The organism is Novosphingobium sp. (genome assembly GCF_965228995.1).
Classification (GTDB): domain Bacteria; phylum Pseudomonadota; class Alphaproteobacteria; order Sphingomonadales; family Sphingomonadaceae; genus Novosphingobium.
In genome coordinates, this window is the sequence record NZ_OZ245852.1 from 3,538,693 (window position 1) to 3,562,866 (window position 24,174).

The following is a 24,174-nucleotide window of genomic DNA, read 5'->3' on the forward strand; positions in this document are numbered from 1 at the left end:
TTGCCACCGCTTTGCCCTCCGCGCGCCCTTGCCGCAGCGCACAATTGCGGGTAAGCGCCGCGCCCATGATCTGGCCCCCGACGGCCGGACCCGGTCGGGCGCGCAAGCGCCGTGTGCCGGACCACCCGACTGCAAGCGAAAGCATACCCCATGGCCAGCGCCCCCGTTTCGAATTCCCAGCGCAATATCGCGATCATCGCGCACGTCGACCACGGCAAGACCACGCTGGTCGACCAGCTGTTCCGCCAGTCCGGCACGTTCCGTGACAACCAGCGCGTGGAAGAGCGCGCGATGGATTCGAACGATCTCGAAAAGGAGCGCGGGATCACCATTCTCGCCAAGTGCACCTCGGTCGAGTGGAACGGCACGCACATCAATATCGTGGACACCCCGGGCCACGCCGACTTCGGCGGTGAGGTGGAACGCATCCTGAGCATGGTCGACGGCGTGATCCTGCTGGTGGACAGCTCGGAAGGCGCGATGCCGCAGACCAAGTTCGTGACCGGCAAGGCGCTGGCGCTGGGCCTGAAGCCCATCGTCGTCGTCAACAAGATCGACCGCCCCGATGGCCGCCCGCAGGAAGTGCTCGACGAAGTGTTCGACCTGTTCGTGAGCCTTGACGCGAACGACGAGCAGCTCGAATTCCCGGTGCTCTATGCCTCGGGCCGCAACGGCTACGCCAGCGAGGACCAGGACGCACGCGAAGGCACGCTGACCCCGCTGTTCCAGAAGATCGTCGATCACGTGCCGCCGCCGGCCGCCGACGTTGACGGGCAGTTCAAGTTCCTTGTGACCTTGCTCGACCGCGACAACTTCCTCGGCCGCATCCTGACGGGCAAGGTCCAGTCGGGCACGATCAAGGTGAACTCGCCGATCCACGCGCTCGACCGCGACGGCAAGATCGTCGAGACGGGCCGCGCCTCCAAGATCATGGCGTTCCGCGGGCTTGAGCGCGTGCCGGTGGACGAAGCCAAGGCGGGCGACATCATCTCCATCGCGGGCCTCACCGTGGCGACGGTGGCCAACACGATCGCCGATCCGACGGTGACCGAGCCGCTCTATGCGCAGCCGATCGATCCGCCGACGCTTTCGATGCGCTTTGCGGTGAACGATTCGCCGATGGCGGGCCGCGAGGGCACCAAGGTGACCAGCCGCATGATCCGCGACCGGCTGGAGCGCGAGGCCGAATCGAACGTGGCGATCCGCGTGACCGAAAGCGCCGACAAGGACAGCTTCGAAGTGGCAGGCCGCGGCGAACTGCAGCTCGGCGTGCTGATCGAGACGATGCGCCGCGAGGGCTTCGAGCTTGGCATCAGCCGCCCGCGCGTGCTGTTTGGCGAGGACGAGAACGGCGGGCGCACCGAGCCTTACGAGACCGTGGTGATCGACGTGGACGACGAGTTCGCCGGCACGGTCGTCGAGAAGATGGCAACTCGCAAAGGCGAGATGACCGACATGCGCCCTTCGGGCGGCGGCAAGACGCGCATCACGTTCTCCGCCCCGTCGCGCGGCCTCATCGGCTATCACGGCGAGTTCCTTTCGGACACGCGCGGCACCGGAATCATGAACCGCCTGTTCGAGAAGTATGGCCCCTACAAGGGCAAGATCGAAGGCCGCAAGAACGGCGTGCTCATCTCCAACGGCGCGGGCGAGGCTGTGGCCTATGCGCTCGGGCCCTTGGAAGAGCGCGGCATCCTGTTCGTGGGCGTGGGCACGCCTTTGTATGAAGGCATGATCATCGGCGAGAACGCCAAGCCCGACGATCTCGAAGTCAACCCGATGAAGTCCAAGCAGCTGACGAACTTCCGTTCGACCGGCAAGGACGACGCAATCCGCCTGACCCCGCCGAAGATCATGACGCTGGAACAGGCCATCGCCTATATCGACGACGACGAGATGGTCGAGGTGACGCCGAAGTCGATCCGCCTGCGCAAGGCGCTGCTCGATCCGCACGAGCGCAAGAAGGCCGGGCGGAAGAAGGAAGCGGCGTAAGCGCTTCCGCTTTCGGATGAGACACGAGGGGCGGCCTTTGCGGGCCGCCCTTTTTGTTTGGGAACGCGGGCATGGACCTGACTGCCCGGCAATGACATAGGCTGCACCCAAACAAACGGAGCAGGACCATGCCGATTTCCCTTTACGATGCCGTTGTGCCTTCCAACCTCCAGATCCTGGGTGCTGTCGACAAGCTGCTGGGCAAGGCGGAGGCGTTTTGCGCCGAGCATGGCCGCGCTGACAGCGATCTGATCGACGCGCGCCTCGCGCCCGACATGCTGCCGCTGGGCTATCAGGTGAAGAGCTGCGCGGCGCATTCGGTGGGGGCTATCGCGGGGGTAAGGGCTGGCCAGTTCGGGCCCGATCTTTCGCCGTGGCCGACCGATTTCGCGGGTCTCCACGCGGCCATTCAGGGCGCCATTGCCGAACTTTCCGCGCTGGACCAGGCCGAGTTCGATGCGCTTGGCGAGAATGACACGCTGTTTGCGTTTGGCGAGATGAAGCTGCCCTTCACCGGCGCGAACTTCCTGCTCTCGTTTTCGCAGCCCAACTTCTATTTCCACGCCACGACCGCCTATGCGATCCTGCGGGCGCAGGGCGTGAAGGTGGGCAAAGGCGATTTCATGGGCATGCCGCGCATCAAGCGGTGAACTTGAGCGGGCTTTCGGCCCAGAGGTGAGACAGGGAGGGCGGCCTTTGCGGGCCGCCCTTTTTTGTTTCCGCCCCCCTCACTTCGTCATTGCGAGTGTAGCGAAGCAATCCAGGGCGGCCGTGTGTGACGCTCTGGATTGCTTCGTCGCTGCGCTCCTCGCAATGACGAAAAATGGGGGGGGGGACGAAAAAAAGGGGGCACGAAAAAGGGGGCACGAAAGGTTGCGGGCTTCGTGCAGCGCCTCCCTCAGGCCTCGTTTACCGAAAGCCCTGCGGTGCGGCTTGCCAGCATGGTCGGGCCTTCGAGCAGCGGGGCGAAGGAGTTGGGCCAGCGGGCGGTGACGAGGCGGTCCTTGGCGATCCATGCGAGGGATACACTATCAGACTGGTTGCCGCCGAGGATGCAGTAGGCGCCTGCGTCCTCGCCGAGATAGAAGCCGACATGGCCAAGGCCGCTCTGCCGCGACTTGCGCCAGAACACCATGACCGAGCCGCGCGTGGGGGTGATGCTGTGGCCGAAGCTGCCCCAGGCGCGGGCGCCGAGCGGATTGGCGGGGAGCGGTTCGTGCGGAAGGGTGGCGGCGATGCAGTGCGCGACGAACAGGCCGCACCAGGGGATATCGTCCGAGGTGTAGAGGCGCTGGCCGATATCCTCTGCCCACTGGAGTATTTTCGGGTTGTCGATCGCGCCGGGGCCTTCCTTGAGCCCGAGGAGATGGCGCGCTTCGGCGAGCCAGACCAGCGGGGGCCGCGGCGGGGCGGGCACGGTGCCTGGAGGCGCGGAAAGTGCGGCGAGCGCGGCCAAGGTCTGCGGGCCGGCAACGCCATCGGGGCGCAGTCCCCTGGCCTTCTGGAACGCACGCAGCGCGGCGGCGGTCTGCCGGCCCCACACGCCATCGATCGTGCCGGGCCGGTATCCAGCCTTGGCCAGCGCGGTCTGAATATCGCGAATCGTCATGAACGCCCTTCCCCATTCAGGAACATGACGAGCGGATTGCCACGCCGGGGGCGCGATCCGGAGTCTCTGATTTCAGAGATGGTTCGGATTAGGAGGTATCTGTAAAATCATGATTCAAGTGCATTTTGTTTACCATTGGAGCCAGCCGAAAGCCGTGCGGTGCGAACGGGCGTTCAGAAAAGACGGCTTAAATATGAACGATTCCTGCAAGCTCCGTCCCACATGCGTTCAGCCAGCGCGCGCTAGACGGATATTCGACGGCGACGAATCGCAGCGGGATGTTCCAGCTGGCCTTTCCTTCGCCTCAGGAGACGGACCATGATCAGTTTCGCGAAGAAGGCCATGCTGGCCACCGCCCTTGCCGCCAGCGCGCTGGCAAGCGCCACCCCGGCGATGGCGGATCCTTACTACGGCGGCGGGTATCGCCACCACGGCGGCGGTGACAGCACCGGCGCGGCCATCGCGGGCGGGATCATCGGGCTGGCGCTCGGCGCGATCATCGTCTCGGCAGCGAACAGCAACCACAACCGGGACCACTACGACCGCCGCTATGACAACCGCTATCGCGGCCAGTATCAGGGCCAGTATCAGGGCCAGTACCGGGGTCAGCCGACCTGGCAGGGTTCCTATAATGGCGACCCCTATGACCAGCGCTATCAGGGCGGACAGCCGGGCTACAGCCGCGACGGCTACCCGCAGGGCAACGACGGTTACTACGACCGGCGCGGCTACCGCGATCCGGAGAGCGAGCAGGACGGATATCGCGGTAACTGATCAGAGCGGCTGATCGCAGGTTCGGGGCGGCGCGCCGCATTGGGCGCGCCGCTTCAGAAACGGTTCAGGGCGGGGAAGCTCCTTTATCAACCATGGACGCGGGCCGTGATGCGGCCAGCGCAGGAGAAGAGCCATGAAGCTTTGGAAATCAGGACTTGTCGCTGCTGCACTTGCAGCCGGGAGCATGGCGATGGCCGTGCCGGCCGAAGCGCACCGCTATCACGGCGACGGCACCGCAGTGGCGATCGGCGCTGGCGTGCTCGGCCTTGCCGTGGGCGCAGCGATCGCATCGGATCACAATTCCGACGTCTACGTGCGCTACGATAATCGGCCGAGGTATTATGGCGGGTATTACTATCCGGCCTACCCGGTCTACCGCGAGTACCCGGCGTGGCGGGGCTATGACCCGCGCTACGAGCGGTGGCGCGAGCACGAGCGCTGGGAAGATCACGAGCGCCGGGAAGATCACGAACGCTGGGAGCATCGCGGAGGCTGGCGCGGCTGGTAAATTCCAACTGCCTCCGGGGTCCGGCTACCGCCCTGCCCCCGCGATAACCCTGCTCGCACCGGTTACTTGCGCGGCGCTCCGCCCGCAGGTGACCGGTGCGCCTTTCTTAAGAGGGTAAAAGCCACTATGGCCGCGCGGATGGACCCCGCCGCCGAGACCGCCAAGACCGAGCCCCCTCAGGAAACGACTCCGGCAACGGAAGCGCCGCTCAAGGGACTGCGCGTGGCGCTGCTGAGCGGCAATTACAACTATGTGCGCGACGGGGCGAACCAGGCGCTCAACCGGCTGGTAGGCTATCTCCAGCGGCAGGGCGCGCAAGTCCATGTCTATGCGCCCAAGGTGAGGAAGCCCGCGTTCCCCTCGATGGGCAAGCTCGTCGGGCTGCCTTCGCTGCCGCTGCCGGGGCGCGCGGAATATCGCATTCCGCTCTGGCTGGGCCGCAAGGCGCGCGCGGATCTCAAGGCGTTTCAGCCCAATGTGGTCCACGTTTCCTCGCCCGATCCGGCCGCACACCGCGCGGTGAGCTGGGCGCGCGCGCGCTCCTTGCCGGTGCTGGCGAGCGTGCACACCCGCTTTGATACCTACCCGCGGTATTACAATATGGCCTGGCTGGAGCCGATCCTGACCGCGCTGCTGCGCCGGTTCTACCGTCGCTGCGACGCGCTGGTGGCGCCTTCGGAATCGATGGCGCAAGTGCTGCGCGAGGAGCGGATGAACTATGACATCTCGCTATGGTCGCGCGGGGTGGACCGAACGATCTTCAACCCCGGTCGGCGCGATCTGGAATGGCGGCGCAGCCTTGGCATTGCCGACGACGAGGTGGTGATCGGCTTTCTCGGCCGGCTGGTGATGGAAAAGGGGCTCGACGTGTTTTCGGACGCGATCGACGAGCTGGAGCGCCGGGGCACGCGCGAAGGTACGCAGCACCGGGTGATGGTGGTGGGCGAAGGGCCCGCGCGCGCGTGGTTCGAGGCGCGGCTGCCGGGCGCGGTGTTCACCGGGTTTCAGGGCGGCAAGGACCTTGGCCGCGCGGTGGCGGCGATGGACGTGCTTTTCAACCCCTCTGTTACCGAGACGTTCGGCAACGTGACGCTGGAGGCGATGGCCTGCGGCGTGCCGGTGGTGGCAGCGGCGGCGACCGGGAGCCAGAGCCTCGTTTCCGATGGCGTTTCGGGCCGCCTGATCGTGCCCGGCGCGCTGCATCAGTTTGCGCAGGCGCTGCGCGCCTATGTCGAGGATGCGGAGATGCGCGCGCGCCACGGTGCGGCGGGCGAGAAGCGCTCACTCGATTTCAGTTGGGATGCGATCAACCAGGCCGTGGCGGATACCTATCTGCGGCTGATCCGGCAGAAGAACGCGCTGACGCGGCGCTAGCGCAGCACACCCTTGGCGGCCATGCTGCGCGCATAGATCAGGAAGAAGACCAGCGCGGACCAGATCGTCAGCGTGAGCCCGATCGGCGCGGGCTGCGGCGGGTGGAGCCAGAAGGCCTGCGTGAGCTGGCTGACGGCGAGCCCGAGCAGCGAGAGCGCAAAGGCCGGAGCGGCCTGGCGCGAGCGGGCGATAAGCAGGAGCGAGCCCAGCAGCGAGCCCCAGACGCCGAGCGCCCAGAACCCGGTGAGCCACGCGGGCAGCGCGGCCATATAAGCGGCGCTTTCGGCGTTCATCCCGTTGGCCGCGAAGTAGCTGGCGGGGGACAGCTTCGACATGAGGTAATCGTAGCAGCCGAACATGTTCCACAAGAGGCTGAGGACCGCGATGATCCAGAACGACGGGGGCGTCTTGGGTTTGGCGTTCAGTCCCATGTGGTTTTTCCCTCTCCGACGTAGGGGCAAGTCTACGCCGGAGAGAGCGGGCTGGCAATCAGGCGTCCGGATCGAAATCCAGATCGGTCCAGGCCCAGGCGAGCGCTTCGCGAAAGGCAAAGCGATCGATGTGGCGCTCGACCGCGCCCTTGAGGCCGTCACGCTGGCCCGCCTCGCTCGCGGCGATGTGGCATTCGAGCGTGTCCGGGTGCGCGGTGAAGGTGACTACCGCGTCCCCCGCCCACGAAGCGCCACGCGCATCGCGGGGGAAGGTGACAGTGCCCTGCGCCGCATCGAAGGTGACGGCCAGGTTGTGTTCCCAGTGCTTGCAGACCTGCTGGAGGTACTTGCTGGCGTGCTGCGTGACGACTTTGGCAGTGGCTGCGGCGGTCATTGCGTGGCTCCCAGACGTTCGATCTTGCGCGCGGCTTCGTCGAGAATATCGGCGATCTGGTGGGCGGTGGTCTCGTCGAGCCCGCCGCCGGCCTTGTGGCGCAGCGCGACCATGAGATTGGCCACGGCGCGGCGCAAGGGCGGGCTGCCGCTGCGGCCTTCGGCTGCCTCCCTTGCCTTGCCGAAATCGCCGAGGCGCTGGACGACGGCCTTGGCTTCCTCAAGCCGGGGGGCAAGTTCGGCGCGGCCGGCCTCGGTCATGGTGAAGGCCTTGCGGGCGCCCTCCCCCGGAACTTCAGTGATCATGCCTTCATCGACCAGCAGCTGGAGCGTGGGGTAGACCACGCCGGGGCTGGGCGCATAGGCGCCGGCGGCGAGTTCCTCGATCGCCTTGATCAGTTCATAGCCGTGGCGGTCCTGCTCATCGAGCAGAAGCAGGAGGAGGAGGCGCAGTTCGCCCGGGCCGAACATGCGGCCGCCCCTTCCCCCATGGCGGCCGCGACCGCGGAAGCCCGGGCCATCGTCGTCCCAGTCCTCGCCGCCGAAACCGCCGCCCCAACCCCCGCGATGGCCCCAGCCGCCGCCGAAACCGCGCGCCATCATCTTGAGCGCGAAGTGGTGCCCGAGGCCGTGTTTGTGGCCATGTCCATGGCCGTGTCTATCGAATCGCATTGTGTATCCTTGATGCTTCATGATGGCTCTAAGATATATCTTAAAACGCTCTTGGCAAGAGGATGGATGGAAATTTGTTTGCGGGTGCCCGCTGGGGGGTCGGACGCCGAGCTTGCCAGTGCCGAAGAAGCCAAACCCCGGATCAAGTCCGGGGTGACGGAAATGGTTTGATTGACTGGTTTTCCGGTTCTTCCCTCGTCACCCCGGGCTTGACCCGGGGTTTGCCTTTCTTCCTGCGGTTCGTGTGGAAGCCCGCGCCGCATAATGTCCGGGGTGACGGTGCTGGTCTGGGTTGGTAGTGCGGGACTCTGATGTCCGACCTCTTCGCCCCCTCCCCCGCCGAAACGCCGCGCGATACTGCCGGCCACGATGCGCCGCTGGCCGAGCGGCTGCGTCCGGCGCACCTTGGCGAGGTCGTCGGCCAGGATCACCTGACCGGGCCGGACGGCGCGATCGGGCGGATGGTTGCGGCGGGGAAGCTTTCCTCGATTATCCTGTGGGGCCCGCCGGGCACCGGCAAGACCACGATTGCACGGTTGCTCGCCGATGCGGTGGGGCTGCGCTATGTTGCGATCAGCGCGGTGTTTTCGGGCGTGGCGGACCTCAAGAAAGCCTTCGCCGAGGCGGAGGCGATGGCCCAAATGCGCGATGGCTTCGGGCGCAAGACGCTGCTCTTCGTGGACGAGATCCACCGCTTCAACCGCGCGCAGCAGGACGGGTTTCTGCCCTATGTGGAAAAAGGCACCGTCACGCTGGTGGGCGCGACGACCGAGAACCCGAGCTTTGCGCTGAACGCCGCGCTGCTCAGCCGGGCGCAAGTGCTGATCCTGCACCGGCTCGATGCCGAGGCGCTGGGATCGCTCCTCAGCCGCGCGGAGGACCTGACCGGGCTGCGCCTGCCGCTGACCCCGCCGGCGCGCGAGGCGCTGATTGCCTCTGCCGATGGGGACGGGCGGTTTCTGCTCGGGCAGGCCGAGACGCTGTTCGATGTATCGCTCCCCGCGCCGCTGGGGCCGGAGGAGCTGGCGAAGTTCCTGATGCGGCGCGTCGCGGTCTACGACAAGGACCGCGACGGGCATTACAACCTGATTTCCGCGCTCCACAAGGCGCTGCGCGGATCGGACCCGCAAGCCGCGCTCTACTACATGGCGCGGATGCTGACAGCGGGCGAGGAGCCGCTCTACGTGCTGCGGCGGCTGGTGCGCTTTGCCAGCGAGGATATCGGGCTGGCGGACCCGCAGGCGCTGGTGCAGTGCCTTGCGGCGAAGGATGCCTACCAGTTCCTCGGCTCGCCGGAGGGGGAACTGGCGATCGTGCAGGCCTGCCTCTACCTTGCCACGGCACCCAAATCGAACGCGGCCTATGCGGCGCAGAAGGCTTCGTTCGCGAGCGCGCGGGAAACGGGATCACTCGCGCCGCCGCCGCATATCCTCAACGCGCCGACCAAGCTGATGAAGGATATCGGTTACGGCGAAGGCTATGCCTATGACCACGAGGCCGAAGATGGCTTTTCCGGCGCGGACTACTGGCCCGAAGGCATGCGCGCGCAGGAGTTCTACAAGCCGGTGGAGCGCGGGTTCGAACGCGAGATTTTGAAGCGGCTGGACTGGTGGGAGAAGAAGCGGCGCGAGCGGCGGGGGGCGTGACTTCCGCAAGGTTTCGGCACTTCGCCGCCATTGACTGGTCCGGCGCGGCGGGGGAGCGGCATCGGGGAATTGCGCTGGCGATCTGCGACGAAGGCGCGGCAGCGCCGAAGCTGGTCCGGCCGGGGCATCGCTGGTCAAGGCCGGAAGTGCTGGGGTGGCTGCAGAACGCGCTGCCCGCGGACACGCTGGTGGGGATGGATCTGGGGATCAGTCTGGCGTTTGCCGACAAGGGCGCGTTCTTTCCCGGCTGGGCCGAGAGCCCCGCAGATGCCAGGGCCTTGTGGGCGCTGATCGACAGGGTTTGCGCGGATGAGCCGCACTTGTCGGTGGGGGCCTTTGTCGATCATGCCGAGGCGAGCCCGCATTTCCGGCGGCATGGCGGGCGCGAGGGGTCCGCGTTCGGCGGCGGGCGCGGGCGATTCCGCGTGACCGAACTGGCGCAGCAGGCCTTGGGCTGCAAACCCTACTCGAACTTCAATCTGGTCGGCGCGGCGCAAGTGGGCAAATCGAGCCTTTCGGGGATGCGCGTGCTGCACCGCTTGCAAGGGCGGCTGCCGGTCTGGCCGATTGATCCGCTGCCGGAGACGGGCTCGGTGATCTGCGAGATCTACACGACGATTGCAGCGATGGCGGCGGGGCGCAGCGCAGCGCGGTCGAAAATCCGGGACGCGGGCGAGCTTGATACAGCGCTGGCGCGGCTGGGCAGCGCGCCGTCAGGACTGGAGGGCGCGGTGGATGACCACACGAGCGACGCGCTCATCACCGCCGCATGGCTGCGCAAGGTGGCGCATGATCCAGCGCTGTGGCGGCCCGCTGGGCTGACTGACGAGATTGCCCGCACCGAGGGCTGGACGTTTGGCGCCACCTGACGCTATGGACGCAACCCAAGCCGGCTTAGCTCAGTTGGTAGAGCACCTGATTTGTAATCAGGGGGCCACGGGTTCGAATCCTGTAGCCGGCACCATCACTCTCAGCGCTACTCTCCCATTTTTCGTCACCCCCGCGCAGGCGGGGGTCCAGGGCGTTTGTGCGCGACGGTGGGCCCATGCCGCTCTGGATTCCCGCCTGCGCGGGAATGACGAAGGTTGGGAAGCGGACCCTAGAACAGCGTCGTCAGGGCGTAGAACAGCGCGCCGACGGCAGCTGATGCCGGGATCGTGATGATCCACGCCACGACCACGCTTTGCGCCACGCCCCAGCGCACCGCTGAAGCGCGGCGGGCGGTGCCGGCACCGATGATCGCGCCCGTCACGGTGTGGGTGGTCGAGACGGGGATGCCGAGGGCCGAGGCGCCGAACAGCACGATGGAGCCAGCCAGCGAGGCGCTGAAGCCCTGGTGTTGCGAGAGCTTGGTGATGCGCCCGCCCATCGTCTCGATGATCTTCCAGCCGCCCGTGAGCGTGCCGAGCCCGATTGCGAGGTAGCAGCTGATCGCAACCCAGTGCGGCACTTCGAACGGGCCGGTCAGGCGCCCGGTCGAATAGAGCAGGACGGTGATGACACCCATCGTCTTCTGCGCATCGTTGAGGCCGTGGCTGAGCGAATAGGCCGCCGAGGAAATGAGGTGCAGATAGCGAAAGCGCGTCTCCGCCTCGCGCGCGGTGGAGCGGCGGAAGGCCCAGCTGGTCACCAGCATCACCAGCATCGCCAGCATCATGCCGATGGTGGGCGAGAGCACGATGGCGATGACGGTCTTGTTGAGGCCGCTCCACTGGATCCCGGAAAGGCCCGCATGCGCAAGGCCCGCGCCGATGAGGCCACCCACCAGCGCATGGCTGCTCGAGGAAGGAATGCCCTTGAGCCAGGTGAGGATATTCCAGAAGCTGGCCCCGATCAGCGCGCCGAAGACGACGGCGGGGGTGACGAGGTCCTTGTCGATCAGGCCCTTGCCGATGGTGGCGGCAACAGCCTGGAGGCTGGGGAAACTGATCGTGAGAAAATAGGCGCCCGCGTTGAACACCGCCGCGAACAGGACCGCCTGCACCGGCGTGAGCAGCCGGGTGGCGACGACCGTGGCGATGGAGTTGGCGGCATCGTGCAGGCCGTTAAGGTAATCGAACGCAAGCGCGATGGCGATCAGCCCGACAAGCAGCGGGAAGGCAAGCTGGTGCATGACCCCACTCCCTCAGGAATGATCGATGACGATGCCGTCGATCTCGTTCGCTGCATCCTCGAAGGCGTCGACGATCCTCTCGAGGTGCTTGTAGACTTCGCGCTCGACCACGAAGCGCAGGGTATCGGCGGTGCCGTAATCGCGCAGCGCGCGGCGCAGGCCGGCGGCGTGGATTTCATCGGCATGGGCTTCCATGCGGACCAGCCGCTCGGTCAGCTCGTGCAGCCGCGTGCCGTTGCGCGCCACATCCCGCAGCAAGGGCACCGCTTCGGCCATGACGCGCGCCGCATCGACGATGATCGCGGCCATGTCGCGCATTTCGGGGGCGAATGTCTTGAGCTCGTAGATGGCGATCGCGTTGACGGCGGAATGCATCTCGTCCACCGTATCGTCCATCGCGCCGATCAGGCTGGTGATCGCGCCGCGGTCGAACGGGGTGAGGAAGGTCTTGCGCACCGTTTGCAGCACCGCGCGGGTGATCTCGTCAGCGTCGGCCTCACGCTCGACGATCTCGCGGATGTGATCGTTGCTGGAGGAGCCTTCATCGAGCAGCCGCGACATCGCGTCGGAAGCGGCAAGGACGGTGGAGGCATGGGCTTCGAACATGTCGAAGAAGTTGCCCGATTGGGGCAGGAGGCGCTGAAACCAGGCGAACATCGATCCGATCCGTGTGTGATGTGCGACGGCTCCTAGCATACTCGTGCGCTGTGTCGCTGCCTTGAATTCGGATGCAGCAAAAGATCGGATGAGATCGCGCAGATCGGGTTCGTCCACCGCATCAGCTGCCTCGGCCAGCGTGAACCAGCGCCGCTCGCGCTGGTGCTGTTCCTTCCAAGTGGGCATTTCACGCGTGACAGCGAGCGGGAAGACATCGACATCGACCATCAGCGAGGCGCCGTTTCCGCGCTTCTTGCGGTAGCGATAGCTGCCAAGCGGCGTGGGGCAGACTGCGCCCGCGACGCCGGCTTCCTCCTCAGCCTCACGCGCGGCGGCGAGGTGGGGGAGCATCGACGCGCTGATATTGCCCTTGGGAACGACCCAGCGCTTGGTCTCACGCGAAGTGACCAGCATCAGCCGCACCTGGGTATCGGCGGCTACGTCTTCGAAGCGATAGGGCAAGGCGGCGATCTGTCGGATGGTAGGACTCCCGGTAAAAACCTACCCTCTCTAGACCATCGCCGGCTCAGCAAAGCCAGTTTCGTGACAGAAATTTGACGAGATATCGTCAGATTTCATGGGCAGTATTGCTTGAGCTTACACGATCCCTGCGCCCAGCCCCACCGGTTTGCGCTGCTGCGCCTTGCGGGCGCGATACTGGCTGAGGCGGTAGGCCTCGAGCGCGTCGATGGCGCCGCCGGCTTCCATGCGCGCCATCGCGAGGATCGGCGCGACATCGGTGTTATAGGCACGGCGCAGCGCCTGGAAGGCCATCATCGTATCGTTCGCTCCTTGCGCTGCGTGGAGCGCGGCGCGGTCCACCAGCGCGGCCTTGGCGAAGCACTGGGCGATGGTTTCGGCGGAGGAGAGCATCGATTCGATGGGATCGGTGACGTTGTGCGACTGATCGATCATGTAGCTGGGGTTGAAGCCTTCCCTCGGGTTCAGCTCGGCTTCCGCGAGCTCGTTGAACACGAGGAACAGCTGGTGCGGATTGATCGAGCCCGCATCGAGATCGTCGTCGCCATACTTGCTGTCGTTGAAATGGAACCCGCCGAGCTTGCCGAAGCGGTGGAGGCGGGCGACGATCTGTTCGATGTTCACGTTCGGCGCGTGGTGGCCGAGATCGACGAGGCACTTGGCCTTGGGGCCGAGTTCCTGCGCGGCGAGGATCGAGGAGCCCCAGTCCGATATGACGGTGGAGTAGAACGCGGGCTCGAACATCTTGTGTTCGAGCAGCATGCGCCAATCATCCGGCAGCGCGGCATAGATCTGCGCGGCGGCTTCGAGATAGCGATCGAGGCTGCGGCCAAGATCCTGCTGGCCGGGAAAATTGGTGCCATCGCCGACCCAGACGGTAAGGTCCCTGGAGCCCAGTTGGCGGCCGATTTCGATGCATTCGATGTTGTGCTCCACCGCCTGCGCGCGGGTGGCGGCATCCTGTGCGGCAAGCGAACCGTTGGCATACGTGTGGGCCTGACCGGGCTGGTCCTGGAAGGTGTTGGAATTGACCGCATCGAAGCCGAGGCCAAGGGCGGCGGCTTCTTCGCGCAGGGCCTTGTAGTCGCTCACCTTGTCCCACGGGAAATGCGGGCTGACGCGCGGCGTGGTACGGCCGAGTTGGTGGATGACCGCGCAGTCTTCGAGCTTTTCGTGGATATTGGTCGGCTCGCCGGGGATCGGGAACTTGGCAAAGCGCGTGCCGCCGCGCCCGGCGCCCCACGAGGGGACGGCGACGGAGAAGGTGGCAACCTTGGCCTTGATGGCGTCGATTGCGATCCCGGCGCGGGCGAGCTTGCGGCCGAGCGCGGCGTAATCGTCTTCGAGCGCCGCGAGGTGGGCGGCGTTGCGGTCCGCGATGAGGTCAGACGAGATGGGCAATTCGGTCATTGGTCTTCCCTTCCCGTTCAGCGGGTGAACGCCTGGACGTTGCCGGCGTCAACATTGATCATGTTGCCGGTGGACTTGGCCGAAAGATCGGAGGCGAGCCAGGCGGCGGCTTCGGCGATGTCTTCGGGGAGAACATCGCGCTTGAGCAGCGAGCGATTGCGGTAATGGGCTTCGAGCTCCTCGCCCGCATCGACCTTGTTGGCGGCGGCGCGTTCGCGGCGCCAGTCACCGTCCCAGATGCGGCTGCCGCGGATCACGGCGTCAGGATTGACGATGTTGACGCGGATGCCATCGGGCGCGCCTTCCAAGGCAAGGCAGCGCGCGAGGTGGTTGGCGGCGGCCTTGGCCGAGGCATAGGCGGAAGCCCCGGCGGCGGCGGCGATGGCATTCTTCGAGCCGATGAAGACAACCGAGGTGCCGCCTTGCTCCTTCATGCGTTTGAGGAGCGGCCAGGCGGCGCGGGCGGTGAGGAAATAGCCCTGAGCGAGGACATCGTGGTTGCGGTGCCAGAGACTTAGCGTGGTTTCCTCGATGGTGGCGGAGGAGGCGATACCGGCATTGGCGACGAGCATGTCGAGCCCGCCGAATTCGCGCGCGCAGGTGGCGAAAGTGGCGGCGACGGCGGCTTCATCGGTAACGTCGCAAGTGATGGTGCGGATCACGTCCTTGCCGAACTGGCTGGCGAGACTTGTGCGCGTGGATTCAAGCGCCTCGCCGTCGCGGTCTGCCAGCAGCACGCAGGCACCTTCCTTCAGGAGGCGCGCGGCGGTGGCGGCGCCGATGCCCCCTGCCCCGCCGGTGACGAGCGCGATCCGGCCGACCATGGGTTTGGGGGCCGGCATGCGCTGGAGCTTGGCTTCCTCGAGCAGCCAGTATTCGATGTCGAAGGCTTCTTGGGTCTCGAGTGCGATGTAGTCGCCAATCGCTTCCGCACCGCGCATGACGTTGATGGCATTGCCGTAGAATTCTCCGGCGAGGCGCGCGGTGGTCTTGTCGGTGGCGAAAGTGATGCGGCCCACACCCGGGACGAGCACGACGACCGGATTGGGATCGCGCATGGCGGGCGAATTCGGCCGTTTGCAGCGTTCGTAATAGGCGGCGTAGAGCGCGCGGTAATCGGCGAGTTGCTGCGCCAGATAGGCGTCGTCCGTCAGGCGCGCAGGGTCGAGCGTGAGGGGCGCGATCTTGGTGCGCAGGAAATGGTCGGGGCACGATGTGCCGAGCGCGGCGAGGCGCTGGAAGTGCGCGCTGCCGGTGAATTCGAGCGCTTCGGCATCATCCGAGAAGTGGCCGATCTTGCGCCGGCTGCCGTTCATCAACCCGCGCAGGCGGGGCATGAGATCGGCGGCGATGGCCGCGCGGTCCGGGTGCGGAGCGATGACCTGGCCGCCGAATGCGGGCTTTCCGGCGAGTGCGGCGTTCAGGTAGCGGGCGGCGTCGGCGATGAGGCTGATGGTGTGTTCGTAGGCGGCCTTGGCGCTGTCGGTCCAGCAGATGATCCCGTGGCCGGCGAGCATGACGCCCTGCACCTCAGGGTTTGCGCGGACATAATCGCGTAAGTTGACACCGAGGGTGTAGCCGGGGCGCTTCCACGGCAGCCAGCCGATCTTGCCGCCCCAGATCTCGCGGGTCGCCGCCTCGCCGCCCGAGCTGGCGGCTAGTGCGATGATCGCATCGGGATGAACGTGATCGACGTGGGCGAAAGGCAGCAGCGCATGCAGCGGGGTGTCGATACTGGCGGCGCGGGCGTTGAGGTTGAAGGTGCAGTGGGGGAGGAAGCCGACCATTGCGTCGTCGTCGTCCGGGCCGGAATAATGCGTTTCGAGGGCGAGGAGCTTGTCCTGATAAAGCGTTGAAAAGCCATCGAGCTTCATCGAACCGATATCGCCGCCCGAGCCTTTGACCCAGAGGACGAGGACAGCCTCGCCGGTGAGCGGATCGGTGCCGGTGAGCTTGGCCGAGGTATTGCCGCCGCCGAAGTTGGTGACTGTAAGGTCGCTGCCGAGGAGGTTCGAGCGATAGAGCAGCAATTCCGCCGAGCTGAGGGTGGCGGCATGGGCGTCGTCCCAGCGGCTGGTGGGCACGGCAAAGGGAATCGCGGCGGATAGGGTTGTGGCGGCGTTCATGGCATCCTTCCGGCGGCAGCAAAGGAGCTGCGCTTGATGAGCCTGCTAACATTTTTACTGGAAACGATCAATATTGATTGATAATGATCGTTTCAGACAAAGGGAGAGAGGCGCTGAACCAAGGCGCGTACATCGTGATCGATCTGGGCAAGACGCTGGCCAAGGTTTCCCTGTGGGACCGCGCCGGGCGGCGAATCGATGTGCGCACGCGGGCCAATGGTGTGGCCGGCGGTGCGCTCGATGTGGCGGGGATTGCGGGCTGGCTGATCGAGGCGCTGGGGGCGTGGCCTGCCCATCCGGTGGAGGCGATCGTGCCGGTGGGGCACGGTGCGGGGGTGGCCGCGCTGCGGGATGGCGCGCTGGCCTTTGCGCCGGCGGATTATGAAGCCGCGATCCCGGCCGACGTGATGGCGCACTACCGGGCAGCACGCGATCCTTTTGCGGTGACGGGCTCCCCCGCCCTGCCCCATGGACTGAACCTTGGTGCGCAGTTGTGGTCGCTGGAGGAGCGGGGCGCGCTGGAGGGGGTGACGCTGCTGCCTTGGGCGCAATACTGGGCGTGGTTTCTGACCGGCGCGGCGGTGAGCGAGGTAAGCTCGCTGGGGTGTCATACCGACTTGTGGGAACCGGCTGCCGCTGCGTTCTCGACCTTGGCGGTCCGCATGGGCTGGGCGGAGCGGTTTGCGCCGCTGGCGCGTGCCGGCGATATGGTCGGCACGCTGAAGCCGGAGATTGCGGCGACGACGGGGCTTTCCCCGCAGGTGCGCGTGCTGGCCGGCGTGCATGATTCCAACGCGGCGCTGCACGGCGCGCGCGGGTTTGCCGAGATTGCGGACCATGAAGCGACCGTGCTTTCCACCGGCACGTGGTTCGTCGCGATGCGGCGGGCGCGGGGGCAAGCGCCGGTCTTGCCGGAAAGGCGCGATTGCCTGGTGAACGTCGATATCGAAGGCCGCGCGGTGCCTTCGGCGCGGTTCATGGGCGGGCGGGAGATTGAACTGGCCGCCGGGGGCGCGGCGGTCGATGATCCGGCGGAGCAGGAGGCGCTTCTGGCTGATGTGCCGGGGCTACTGGCGGCGGGCGCGATGCTGCTACCGACTTTGGCGCCGGGATGCGGGCCGTTTCCGGATCACGCGCCGCGGTGGATCGGCGAACCGGCGGACAAGCGCGCCGCCGCGTGCCTCTATGGCGCGCTGATGGCGGATGCTGCGCTCGAGCTGATCGGCGCGAAGGACACGCTGCTGATCGAGGGGCGGTTTGCGGGGGCCGAGGTCTTCGTGCGCGCGCTGGCGGCGCTGCGGCCGGACACGCGCGTGATGGTGGCGGATGGACCATGCGACGCGGCGTTCGGCGCGCTGCGGTTGGCGGAGCCGGGGCTGGTGCCGGCGGCACGGTTGCGGCAGGTGGAACCGCTGGCCGGCGATTTCCTTGCCTATCGCGCGCGCTGGCTGCTGGAGACCATGCCGTGATCATCGCCAATATCGCCGATTTCCGTGAAGCCGCGCGGCGGCGGCTGCCGCATTTCCTGTTCGAATATCTCGACGGCGGCTCCTATGCGGAAGCGACGCTGCGGCGGAATGTGGCGGATTTGGCCGATATCGCGCTGCGCCAGCGGGTGCTGGCCGATGTGGCACACATCGATCTTTCGGCGGAGCTGTTTGGCCAGAAACTGGCGATGCCGGTGGCGCTCGCGCCGATTGGCCTTGCCGGGATGAACGCGCGGCGGGGCGAAGTGCAGGCGGTGCGCGCGGCGGAGAAGGCGGGGGTGCCGTTCACGCTCTCCACCGTTTCGGTCTGCCCGCTGGGTGAAGTGGCAGCGGCGGCGGCCAAGCCCTTCTGGTTCCAGCTCTACATGATCCGCGACCGGGGCCATATGCGCGATCTGCTGGCCGAGGCGCGCGAGGCGCAATGCTCGGCGCTGGTGTTCACGGTGGACATGCCGGTGCCAGGAAGCCGCTACCGCGATGTGCGCTCAGGGCTTGCGGGCGCTTCGGGGCTGCTGGGCGATCTGCGGCGTGCGGGACAGGCGGCGATGCGGCCGGGCTGGGCGTGGGATGTGGGGCTACGCGGCCGTCCGCATCACCTCGGCAATATCGCGCCGGTGCTGCAGGGGCGGACCGGCCTTGAGGATTTCTTCGCGTGGATGCGCGAGAATTTCGATCCCGGCATCAACTGGCGCGATCTCGACTTCATCCGCAGCGAGTGGTCTGGCCCGCTGATCCTCAAGGGGATTCTCGATCCGGAGGATGCGAAGCAGGCCGCCGCTGTGGGGGCGGACGGGATCGTGGTTTCCAACCACGGCGGGCGGCAGCTCGATGGCGTGCTTTCGACCGCGCGCGCCTTGCCGCCGATTGTCGATGCGGTGGGGGACCGGTTGACGGTGCTGGCGGACGGCGGGGTGCGATCGGGCCTCGATGTGGTGCGCATGCTGGCGCTGGGGGCGCAGGGCGTGCTGCTGGGCCGCGCATGGGCCTTCGCGCTGGCGGCGGGCGGCGAGGCCGGGGTTACGAAAATGCTGGGGCTGATCGCGGCGGAAATGCGCGTCGCCATGGCGCTGACGGGTTGCACGCGGGTGAGCGCGATCAGCCGGGACAATTTGGTGGGGGGATAGGGTTTGGGCGAGGCAGCGCGCGGGAACACCGCATGGCGTGACACGATCCTGGCGGGGCTCGCCAATTATATCGATGCGGGCTCGATCGTGGCGGGATCGGTGGCGCTGGCGCTGTGGCAGGAGCATTACCACCTCTCGCCGGGGTTCCTTGGCCTGCTCGGCGCGTTTGGCCCCAATGCGATTGGCGCAGGGATTGGCGCGCTGGTGGGCGGCATCCTGTGCGACCGGCTGGGGCGCAAGACGATCTACCAGTGGGACATGCTGATCTATGCCGCGGGCATGGCGCTGCTGGTGTTTGCCGTCGCGCCGTGGATGATCGTGGCGGGGTTCCTGATCGTGGGGCTGGCGGTGGGGGCTGATATTCCCGCCTCGTGGTCCTTGATCGCCGAAGGGGCGCCGGACGGGCAGCGGGCGCGGCATTCGGGCATGGCGCAAGTGCTGTGGTATCTGGGGCCGGTCGTGGTGCTCTTGATGAGCCTTGCGCTGACGGGGCTCGGCGAGCTTGGCGCGCGGATCGTGTTTGCGCACCTTTTGGTGATCGCGCTGGGGCTGACATTCCTGCGTTCGCGCATGGCGGAATCGGTGCGGTGGACCGAGGCGCAGGCCTCGGGCGAAAAGCGCCCGCCGATTTCCTCATTGTTCAAGGGCAAGCATCTCGCCTCGATCCTTGGGCTCGTCGGCATGTACGGCTTCTGGAACCTGTGGGCCGGGACCAACGGCTTCTTCTTCCCCTATATCCTGCGCACCGTGGGCGCGGCGACGCAGGCGCAGGCGGTGGGCATTCAGGCGCTGAGCTTTGCCATCGGCATGGCCTCGATTGGCTTGGTGTTCATGAACCTGGCCGACCGGGTGAACCAGCGCACCTTGTTTGCGATTTCGGCAGTCATTCAGGTGATCGGCATGGGGCTGCTGGTGGTGTTTCCGCTGACGATCCCGGTGGCGCTGCTCTATGTGTTCCTGCTGCAGTTTGGCGGCGGGTTCGGCGCGCAGAGCTTTTTCCAGCTGTGGAGCGCGGAGGAGTTTCCGACCATGCTGCGCTCGACCGCGCAGGGGGTGTGCTTTGCCGTGGTGCGCGTGAGCCTTGGCATTTTCAGCTTTTTCGTGCCGCTGCTGACCGCGACGGGCTTTACCGCGCTGGCGGTGATCCTGACGGGGTTCCTCGTGATCTCGGGCGTGATCGGCTTTGCCTGGGCGCCGCGCAACGAGGGCAAAAGCCTTGAACAACTCGAGGCCGAGCGGCATGACGGTTTCTGATTGGAATTAATCAAGGGGGCACGGGTGCACGCGGCGGAACGCGAAAAGGTGATCGTCGAGGCGATGCAGGGCACCGGCTTCGTGACCTATCGCGAGCTGGAAGCGACGCTCGATGCCTCGCCCGCGACGATCCGGCGCGATCTGGCGCGGCTGGAGGATCTGGGCCTTATCGTGCGCGTGCATGGCGGGGCGAAGCTGGCGGAAGGGCCGCGCGGGCCGGTGCTGCAGCTGGCGGGCACGCCGTTTGACCAATCGATCAACCGCAACATGGCGGCCAAGCGCGCGATCGGCGCGGCGGCGGCGGCTTTGTGCGGGGCCGGCGAAGGCGTGATGATCGACGGCGGAACGACCACCTTGCAGATGTGCCCGCATCTGGCCGGGCTCGGCTTGCAAGTGCTGACCAATTCGCTCCACATCGTGAACGCGCTGCTGCCGCAGGCCGGCACGCGCATTCTGGTGCCTTCGGGCACGGTGTTTCGCGAGCAGAACATCATTCTGGCAGCGGCGGGCGAGGAATCGATGCCGCGCTTCCACGCGCCCAAGCTGTTCATGGGCGCGGCGGCGGTCGGGCCGCAGGGGGTAATGCAACAGGATGTTGTGCTGGTGGCGGCGGAGCGGCGGCTGATCGACCGGGCTGAGCAGGTGATCCTGCTGGTGGATTCGGGGAAGTTCGCTTCCGGTTCAGGCACGATTGTGTGCGGGTTAGACGAGGTGGATGTGCTGGTGACGGATGCGGGGATTGCGCCGGACCATGCGGCGATGGTGCGCGCGGCTGGGGTGGAGCTGGTGGTGGCGGGGTAGAAACGTTTGCCCCAACCGCTCACCCTGAGCTCGTCGAAGGGTGCTGGCGCGACGGTTGCGTTTGATGCTTCGACAAGCTCAGCATGAGCGGTTTTGGTGGAAGGACTTTCCCCCCTCCCGTTCGTGTCGAGCGAAGTCGAGACACCATACGCAGCGCCCGGTGTCTCGACTTCGCTCGACACGAACGGGAGGGGGAATGCCTCGCGACCCTCAATCCGGCACCAGCACCATCTTAAGCGCCCCCGCCTCCCTTGCCTCGAACAGGCGGTAGGCTTCCGCGCCTGCGCTGAGCGGCATGCGGTGGGTGATCGTGCGTTCGGGCTTGAGGCGGCCGGACTGGACGAGCGGGAACAGCGCGGGCAGTTCCTCGGGCACCGAACACGTGCCGATGCGGAAGGTGAGGCCGGCGGCGAAGGCGCGTTCGAGCGGGAAGGCGTAGCGGCGCGATTGCTGGACGCCGATGACCGAGACGGTGCCGCGCGGGCGGACCAGGCGCAGCCCGAAATCGACCGTCGCGTCGCTGCCGACGACTTCGACGACGCAATCGAGCTTGCGGCCCTTGGTGTCGGCCTTGATGCGTTCAAGCGCCTCGTCCGGGTGGAGCGTGATCGCGCCCGAAGCTTCGGCCATGGCGCGGCGTTCGGGGATCGGATCGATCGCATAGACCACGTGCGCGCCCATCACAAAGGCGCTTTCCACCGCCATCAGGCCGATGGGGCCGAGGCCGATTACCGCGACCGAACTGCCGGGGCGGATATCGGCCTGCCGCGCGCCGAACCATGCCGTCGCCAGCGCGTCGGTCATCATCAGCGCCTGCTCTTCGCTCACGCCTTCGGGGATGGGGACGGCGTTCATGTCTGCGGCGGGCACGCGCACGGCTTCGGCTTGCGAGCCTTGCAGGCGGGCGGAGAGGCCGTAGCAGGCGCTGGCACCAAACTCGCAAGTGTGGACCACGCCCGCGAGGCACGAACGGCAGCGTCCGCAGCCGACGGCGGCTGGGAGCATGACGAGATCGCCGACCTTGTGGCGCTGGACGCCGCTGCCGACTTCGACAACCTCGCCCACCGCCTCGTGGCCGACGCAGAAGCCCTTGTCTTCCGAGAAGCCGTGGCCGTGGTAGATGTGGAGGTCAGACCCGCAGATCGAACAGGCGGTGACGCGCACCACGGCATCCGCGGGGGACTGGGGCGCGGGATCGTCCATGCTTTCATAGCGGACATCGCGCGCGCCGTAGTAGCGCAGGGCCTTCATGCGCAGGGGCCTTTCGCTGCCGTATTCCTCTCGCACCGCACCCGCACCCGCTCATGCTGAGCTTGTCGAAGCATCATAGCGCAGCGCTTGCGGCAATCACCCTTCGACAAGCTCAGGGTGAGCGGAATGGTGGACGCGGGGAGGCGAGATGGGAGTGCACTCACAGCGTGAGCCCTCCATCGACAATCAGCGTCTGCCCCGTGACATAGGCGGCGAGCGGGGAGGCGAGGAACAGGACCGCGCCGGCCATGTCCTCGGGCGTGCCGAGGCGGCCTTGCGGGATGCGGGCGATGGAGCCGGCGAGGCGCTGCGGGTTCTGGGTGGTCACTTTGGTGAGCTTGGTATCGACGAGGCCGGGGGCAATCCCGTTCACCCGGATGCCCTCCCCCGCCCAGGCATTGCCGAGCGTGCGCGTGAGGCTGACCGCGCCCGCTTTTGAGGCGGCATATGCGGGGTTGCCGACATTGGCCCCGAAGCCCGCGACCGAACTGACCGTGATCAAGCTGCCTCTGGCCTCGGCGAGTTGCGGTTTGAATTTGCGGGCGCAGTTCATCAGGCTGTCGAGGTTGATCGCCATGACTTTGTCCCACCCCTCACGCGCAAATTCGCCGCGCTTGTAGACGACGGTGCCCTGCGAAAGGACGAGGATGTCGAGACTGGCGAAGGGCAAGGGTGCGGCTTCGATGGCATCGGGATCGGCAACGTCGACCGAGGTGTAGCCGAGGCCGGCGAGATCGGAACCTTCGGCCGGATCATAGTCTTCCGCCCGCGCCCGCGTGCCCCAGACATGCACCGCCGCGCCGCGTTGGCGGAAGGCATGGGCGATGCCGTTGCCGATGCCGCTCGATCCGCCGACGACGAGGACCTTGCGGCCGGTGAAATCGGTATCGCCGTTCTTGTGCATGCTCTCTCCCGGGGCGGCCTGATGTGCCGGCGCCCTCCCTGCGCATCCTTTTCGGCAGGGAGCGGGGTGTGCGCAAGAGGCTGCACATCTTGTTCAGCAAAGTGGCCATAAACCTGAACGAAAGCCAACATGGCATTCAGGCTCATGCCAAGGCGAATCAGGCACGATGGCTTCATCGGCACCAGTGAAGGGTTACGACGATGAAGACGACGACGAAGGTTCTTGCCACCGCGCTCGCACTTGGCAGCGCGATGGCCCTGGGTGGTACGGCAAGCGCGCATGACTGGCGCGGGAACGGTTGGGGCTATGCCCAACCGTATGGCGGCGGCTGGCAGGGCGATCGCGGTGACTTTGGCGGCACCTGCTCGGGCCAGCGCGGGTACGGGCTGGAGCGCCAACTGCGCTGGCAAGTGAACCGCGGGCGGATCGACGGCTGGACCGCGCAGCGCATCCAGGGCGCGATCGACAAGCTGCAGTGGAAAGAACAGCACGAATGCAGCGAAGGCGATTGGCGCGCGGTGGGCAAGATCAGCCGCGACTATGACCGCATCGGCGACTGGATCGCCCGGGAATCCGGCGGTTACTGGGGGCGCTGAGCAGCCCCCGCCCCAGCCCCCGGCTCAACCCCCGCCTCAGCCTCGGCCGCGATAGGGCGCGACCCCCTGATCGGGCACCCACAGCCCGGCGGGGGGCGCGTCCGACTGCCAGAACACGTCAATCGGAATGCCGCCGCGTGGATACCAGTAGCCGCCGATGCGAAGCCAGCGCGGCTGCATCTCGGCAAAGAGGCGCTGGCCGATGCCAACCGTAACATCCTCGTGGAAGCCGGCATGATTGCGGAACGCGCCGAGAAACAGCTTGAGCGACTTCGATTCGACGATCGTCTCGCCCGGCGCGTAATCGATCACCAGATGTGCGAAATCAGGCTGGCCGGTGACGGGGCAGAGCGAGGTAAATTCAGGCGCCGCAAAACGCACCAGAAACAGCGAGCCAGCGCGCGGATTGGGCACATAATCGAGGACGGCCTCTTCCGGCGAGGCGGGCAGGCTGCTGGTCTGGCCGAGGTGGAGGGGGGTGGCGCCGATATCGGTCATGACGGGTCCTTTCTTGCGCCCGCGCCTTTGCACCCCGGCGCGCGGCGGGGCAAGCGGGCAGAAGAGGAAGCGGG

23 protein-coding genes and 1 tRNA gene are annotated in these 24,174 nt (G+C 66.5%); 13 read left to right on the plus strand and 11 right to left on the minus strand.

All coding sequences use genetic code 11. The features are described 5' to 3' along the window. Positions 1-150 precede the first annotated feature (150 nt). Both typA and ACO056_RS16205 read left to right on the plus strand, forming a co-directional pair. Entirely contained in the window at positions 151-1,992 is a 1,842-nt protein-coding gene (gene typA, locus ACO056_RS16200) for a translational GTPase TypA (protein WP_421848571.1), read from the plus strand. 128 nt (positions 1,993-2,120) lie between these two features. Beyond that, positions 2,121-2,642, plus strand: coding sequence for a DUF1993 domain-containing protein (locus ACO056_RS16205; RefSeq protein WP_421848573.1), 522 nt, complete (start codon positions 2,121-2,123; stop codon positions 2,640-2,642). Between the two features lie 248 nt (positions 2,643-2,890). On the opposite strand, the gene ACO056_RS16210 is transcribed toward ACO056_RS16205, so the two are convergent. Next, positions 2,891-3,601 carry a TIGR02594 family protein gene (locus ACO056_RS16210; RefSeq protein ID WP_421848575.1) on the minus strand — a complete coding sequence of 237 codons (711 nt, stop codon included), beginning with the start codon at positions 3,599-3,601 and terminating at the stop codon, positions 2,891-2,893. Between the two features lie 318 nt (positions 3,602-3,919). Here ACO056_RS16210 and ACO056_RS16215 point away from each other — a divergent pair, with 318 nt between their 5' ends. The 3 genes from ACO056_RS16215 (at position 3,920) to ACO056_RS16225 (ending at position 6,257) form a co-directional block, all read left to right on the plus strand. Next, positions 3,920-4,375 (plus strand): hypothetical protein, encoded by a 456-nt coding sequence (locus tag ACO056_RS16215; RefSeq protein WP_421848577.1) that lies wholly within the window; start codon positions 3,920-3,922, stop codon positions 4,373-4,375. Between the two features lie 133 nt (positions 4,376-4,508). Next, positions 4,509-4,883 carry a hypothetical protein gene (locus tag ACO056_RS16220; RefSeq protein WP_421848579.1) on the plus strand — a complete coding sequence of 125 codons (375 nt, stop codon included), beginning with the start codon at positions 4,509-4,511 and terminating at the stop codon, positions 4,881-4,883. A 126-nt stretch (positions 4,884-5,009) separates the two neighbouring features. Next, positions 5,010-6,257 carry a glycosyltransferase family 4 protein gene (locus ACO056_RS16225; RefSeq protein ID WP_421848581.1) on the plus strand — a complete coding sequence of 416 codons (1,248 nt, stop codon included), beginning with the start codon at positions 5,010-5,012 and terminating at the stop codon, positions 6,255-6,257. Here ACO056_RS16225 and ACO056_RS16230 read toward each other — a convergent pair. Genes ACO056_RS16230 through ACO056_RS16240 form a run of 3 tightly spaced genes read right to left on the minus strand, consistent with a single transcriptional unit; the run spans position 6,254 to position 7,753 of the window. Further along, positions 6,254-6,688, minus strand: a complete 435-nt coding sequence (locus tag ACO056_RS16230) for a hypothetical protein (protein WP_421848583.1) — start codon at positions 6,686-6,688, stop codon at positions 6,254-6,256. The genes ACO056_RS16225 and ACO056_RS16230 overlap by 4 nt on opposite strands. Before the next feature lie 58 nt (positions 6,689-6,746). Next, positions 6,747-7,082, minus strand: a complete 336-nt coding sequence (locus ACO056_RS16235) for a DUF2218 domain-containing protein (protein ID WP_421848585.1) — start codon at positions 7,080-7,082, stop codon at positions 6,747-6,749. After that, the gene (locus ACO056_RS16240) at positions 7,079-7,753 is read right to left on the minus strand and encodes a PadR family transcriptional regulator (protein ID WP_421848587.1); all 675 of its coding nucleotides are present in this window, start codon (positions 7,751-7,753) and stop codon (positions 7,079-7,081) included. The genes ACO056_RS16235 and ACO056_RS16240 overlap by 4 nt, the downstream gene beginning before the upstream one ends. Positions 7,754-8,064: 311 nt before the next feature. Here ACO056_RS16240 and ACO056_RS16245 point away from each other — a divergent pair, with 311 nt between their 5' ends. The 3 genes from ACO056_RS16245 (at position 8,065) to ACO056_RS16255 (ending at position 10,363) form a co-directional block, all read left to right on the plus strand. After that, positions 8,065-9,399, plus strand: coding sequence for a replication-associated recombination protein A (locus ACO056_RS16245; RefSeq protein ID WP_421848589.1), 1,335 nt, complete (start codon positions 8,065-8,067; stop codon positions 9,397-9,399). Next, on the plus strand, positions 9,396-10,268 hold the full coding sequence (locus tag ACO056_RS16250; RefSeq protein ID WP_421848591.1) for a hypothetical protein: 873 nt from the start codon (positions 9,396-9,398) through the stop codon (positions 10,266-10,268). Before ACO056_RS16245 ends, ACO056_RS16250 begins: the two co-directional genes overlap by 4 nt. A 19-nt stretch (positions 10,269-10,287) precedes the next feature. Beyond that, positions 10,288-10,363: transfer RNA gene (locus tag ACO056_RS16255), tRNA-Thr, on the plus strand. 135 nt (positions 10,364-10,498) lie between these two features. Here the strand turns inward: ACO056_RS16255 and ACO056_RS16260 are convergent. From ACO056_RS16260 to ACO056_RS16275, 4 genes are all read right to left on the minus strand, one after another. Further along, positions 10,499-11,512, minus strand: coding sequence for an inorganic phosphate transporter (locus ACO056_RS16260; protein ID WP_421848593.1), 1,014 nt, complete (start codon positions 11,510-11,512; stop codon positions 10,499-10,501). Between the two features lie 12 nt (positions 11,513-11,524). Further along, positions 11,525-12,586: a DUF47 family protein gene (locus tag ACO056_RS16265; RefSeq protein WP_421855545.1), complete on the minus strand. Its 1,062-nt coding sequence runs from the start codon at positions 12,584-12,586 to the stop codon at positions 11,525-11,527. 180 nt (positions 12,587-12,766) lie between these two features. Continuing rightward, the gene (gene rhaI, locus ACO056_RS16270) at positions 12,767-14,059 is read right to left on the minus strand and encodes an L-rhamnose catabolism isomerase (protein WP_421848595.1); all 1,293 of its coding nucleotides are present in this window, start codon (positions 14,057-14,059) and stop codon (positions 12,767-12,769) included. Between the two features lie 17 nt (positions 14,060-14,076). Further along, entirely contained in the window at positions 14,077-16,185 is a 2,109-nt protein-coding gene (locus ACO056_RS16275) for a bifunctional rhamnulose-1-phosphate aldolase/short-chain dehydrogenase (protein ID WP_421848597.1), read from the minus strand. A gap of 134 nt (positions 16,186-16,319) precedes the next feature. Between ACO056_RS16275 and ACO056_RS16280 the strand changes: the two genes are divergently transcribed. From ACO056_RS16280 to ACO056_RS16295, 4 genes are read left to right on the plus strand one after another with little or no spacing between them, the layout of a single operon-like run. Continuing rightward, positions 16,320-17,654, plus strand: a complete 1,335-nt coding sequence (locus ACO056_RS16280) for an FGGY-family carbohydrate kinase (protein ID WP_421848599.1) — start codon at positions 16,320-16,322, stop codon at positions 17,652-17,654. Beyond that, positions 17,651-18,796, plus strand: coding sequence for an FMN-dependent L-lactate dehydrogenase LldD (lldD, locus tag ACO056_RS16285; protein WP_421848601.1), 1,146 nt, complete (start codon positions 17,651-17,653; stop codon positions 18,794-18,796). The genes ACO056_RS16280 and lldD overlap by 4 nt, the downstream gene beginning before the upstream one ends. Positions 18,797-18,799: 3 nt before the next feature. Continuing rightward, entirely contained in the window at positions 18,800-20,050 is a 1,251-nt protein-coding gene (locus tag ACO056_RS16290; protein WP_421848603.1) for an MFS transporter, read from the plus strand. Positions 20,051-20,074: 24 nt separating this feature from the next. After that, positions 20,075-20,851 carry a DeoR/GlpR family DNA-binding transcription regulator gene (locus ACO056_RS16295; protein WP_421848605.1) on the plus strand — a complete coding sequence of 259 codons (777 nt, stop codon included), beginning with the start codon at positions 20,075-20,077 and terminating at the stop codon, positions 20,849-20,851. A gap of 210 nt (positions 20,852-21,061) precedes the next feature. On the opposite strand, the gene ACO056_RS16300 is transcribed toward ACO056_RS16295, so the two are convergent. Continuing rightward, entirely contained in the window at positions 21,062-22,102 is a 1,041-nt protein-coding gene (locus ACO056_RS16300) for an alcohol dehydrogenase family protein (RefSeq protein WP_421848607.1), read from the minus strand. Positions 22,103-22,262: 160 nt separating this feature from the next. Continuing rightward, on the minus strand, positions 22,263-23,006 hold the full coding sequence (locus tag ACO056_RS16305) for an SDR family NAD(P)-dependent oxidoreductase (RefSeq protein ID WP_421848609.1): 744 nt from the start codon (positions 23,004-23,006) through the stop codon (positions 22,263-22,265). 200 nt (positions 23,007-23,206) lie between these two features. On the opposite strand from ACO056_RS16305, the gene ACO056_RS16310 reads away from it, so the two are divergent. Next, a complete protein-coding gene (locus tag ACO056_RS16310) occupies positions 23,207-23,602 on the plus strand; it encodes a histidine kinase (protein WP_421848611.1) in 396 nt (131 codons plus the stop codon). Between the two features lie 36 nt (positions 23,603-23,638). Here ACO056_RS16310 and queF read toward each other — a convergent pair whose 3' ends face one another. After that, complete coding sequence (gene queF / locus ACO056_RS16315) at positions 23,639-24,100, minus strand: preQ(1) synthase (protein WP_421848613.1); 462 nt, start codon at positions 24,098-24,100, stop codon at positions 23,639-23,641. Positions 24,101-24,174 lie beyond the last annotated feature (74 nt).

Coding starts and splice junctions, on each gene's coding strand:
- typA (WP_421848571.1), top strand. CDS start 151: ATGGCCAGCGCCCCCGTTTCGAATTCCCAGCGCAATATCGCGATCATC.
- ACO056_RS16205 (WP_421848573.1), top strand. CDS start 2,121: ATGCCGATTTCCCTTTACGATGCCGTTGTGCCTTCCAACCTCCAGATC.
- ACO056_RS16210 (WP_421848575.1), bottom strand. CDS start 3,601: ATGACGATTCGCGATATTCAGACCGCGCTGGCCAAGGCTGGATACCGG.
- ACO056_RS16215 (WP_421848577.1), top strand. CDS start 3,920: ATGATCAGTTTCGCGAAGAAGGCCATGCTGGCCACCGCCCTTGCCGCC.
- ACO056_RS16220 (WP_421848579.1), top strand. CDS start 4,509: ATGAAGCTTTGGAAATCAGGACTTGTCGCTGCTGCACTTGCAGCCGGG.
- ACO056_RS16225 (WP_421848581.1), top strand. CDS start 5,010: ATGGCCGCGCGGATGGACCCCGCCGCCGAGACCGCCAAGACCGAGCCC.
- ACO056_RS16230 (WP_421848583.1), bottom strand. CDS start 6,688: ATGGGACTGAACGCCAAACCCAAGACGCCCCCGTCGTTCTGGATCATC.
- ACO056_RS16235 (WP_421848585.1), bottom strand. CDS start 7,082: ATGACCGCCGCAGCCACTGCCAAAGTCGTCACGCAGCACGCCAGCAAG.
- ACO056_RS16240 (WP_421848587.1), bottom strand. CDS start 7,753: ATGCGATTCGATAGACACGGCCATGGACATGGCCACAAACACGGCCTC.
- ACO056_RS16245 (WP_421848589.1), top strand. CDS start 8,065: ATGTCCGACCTCTTCGCCCCCTCCCCCGCCGAAACGCCGCGCGATACT.
- ACO056_RS16260 (WP_421848593.1), bottom strand. CDS start 11,512: ATGCACCAGCTTGCCTTCCCGCTGCTTGTCGGGCTGATCGCCATCGCG.
- rhaI (WP_421848595.1), bottom strand. CDS start 14,059: ATGACCGAATTGCCCATCTCGTCTGACCTCATCGCGGACCGCAACGCC.
- ACO056_RS16275 (WP_421848597.1), bottom strand. CDS start 16,185: ATGAACGCCGCCACAACCCTATCCGCCGCGATTCCCTTTGCCGTGCCC.
- ACO056_RS16300 (WP_421848607.1), bottom strand. CDS start 22,102: ATGAAGGCCCTGCGCTACTACGGCGCGCGCGATGTCCGCTATGAAAGC.
- ACO056_RS16305 (WP_421848609.1), bottom strand. CDS start 23,006: ATGCACAAGAACGGCGATACCGATTTCACCGGCCGCAAGGTCCTCGTC.
- ACO056_RS16310 (WP_421848611.1), top strand. CDS start 23,207: ATGAAGACGACGACGAAGGTTCTTGCCACCGCGCTCGCACTTGGCAGC.
- queF (WP_421848613.1), bottom strand. CDS start 24,100: ATGACCGATATCGGCGCCACCCCCCTCCACCTCGGCCAGACCAGCAGC.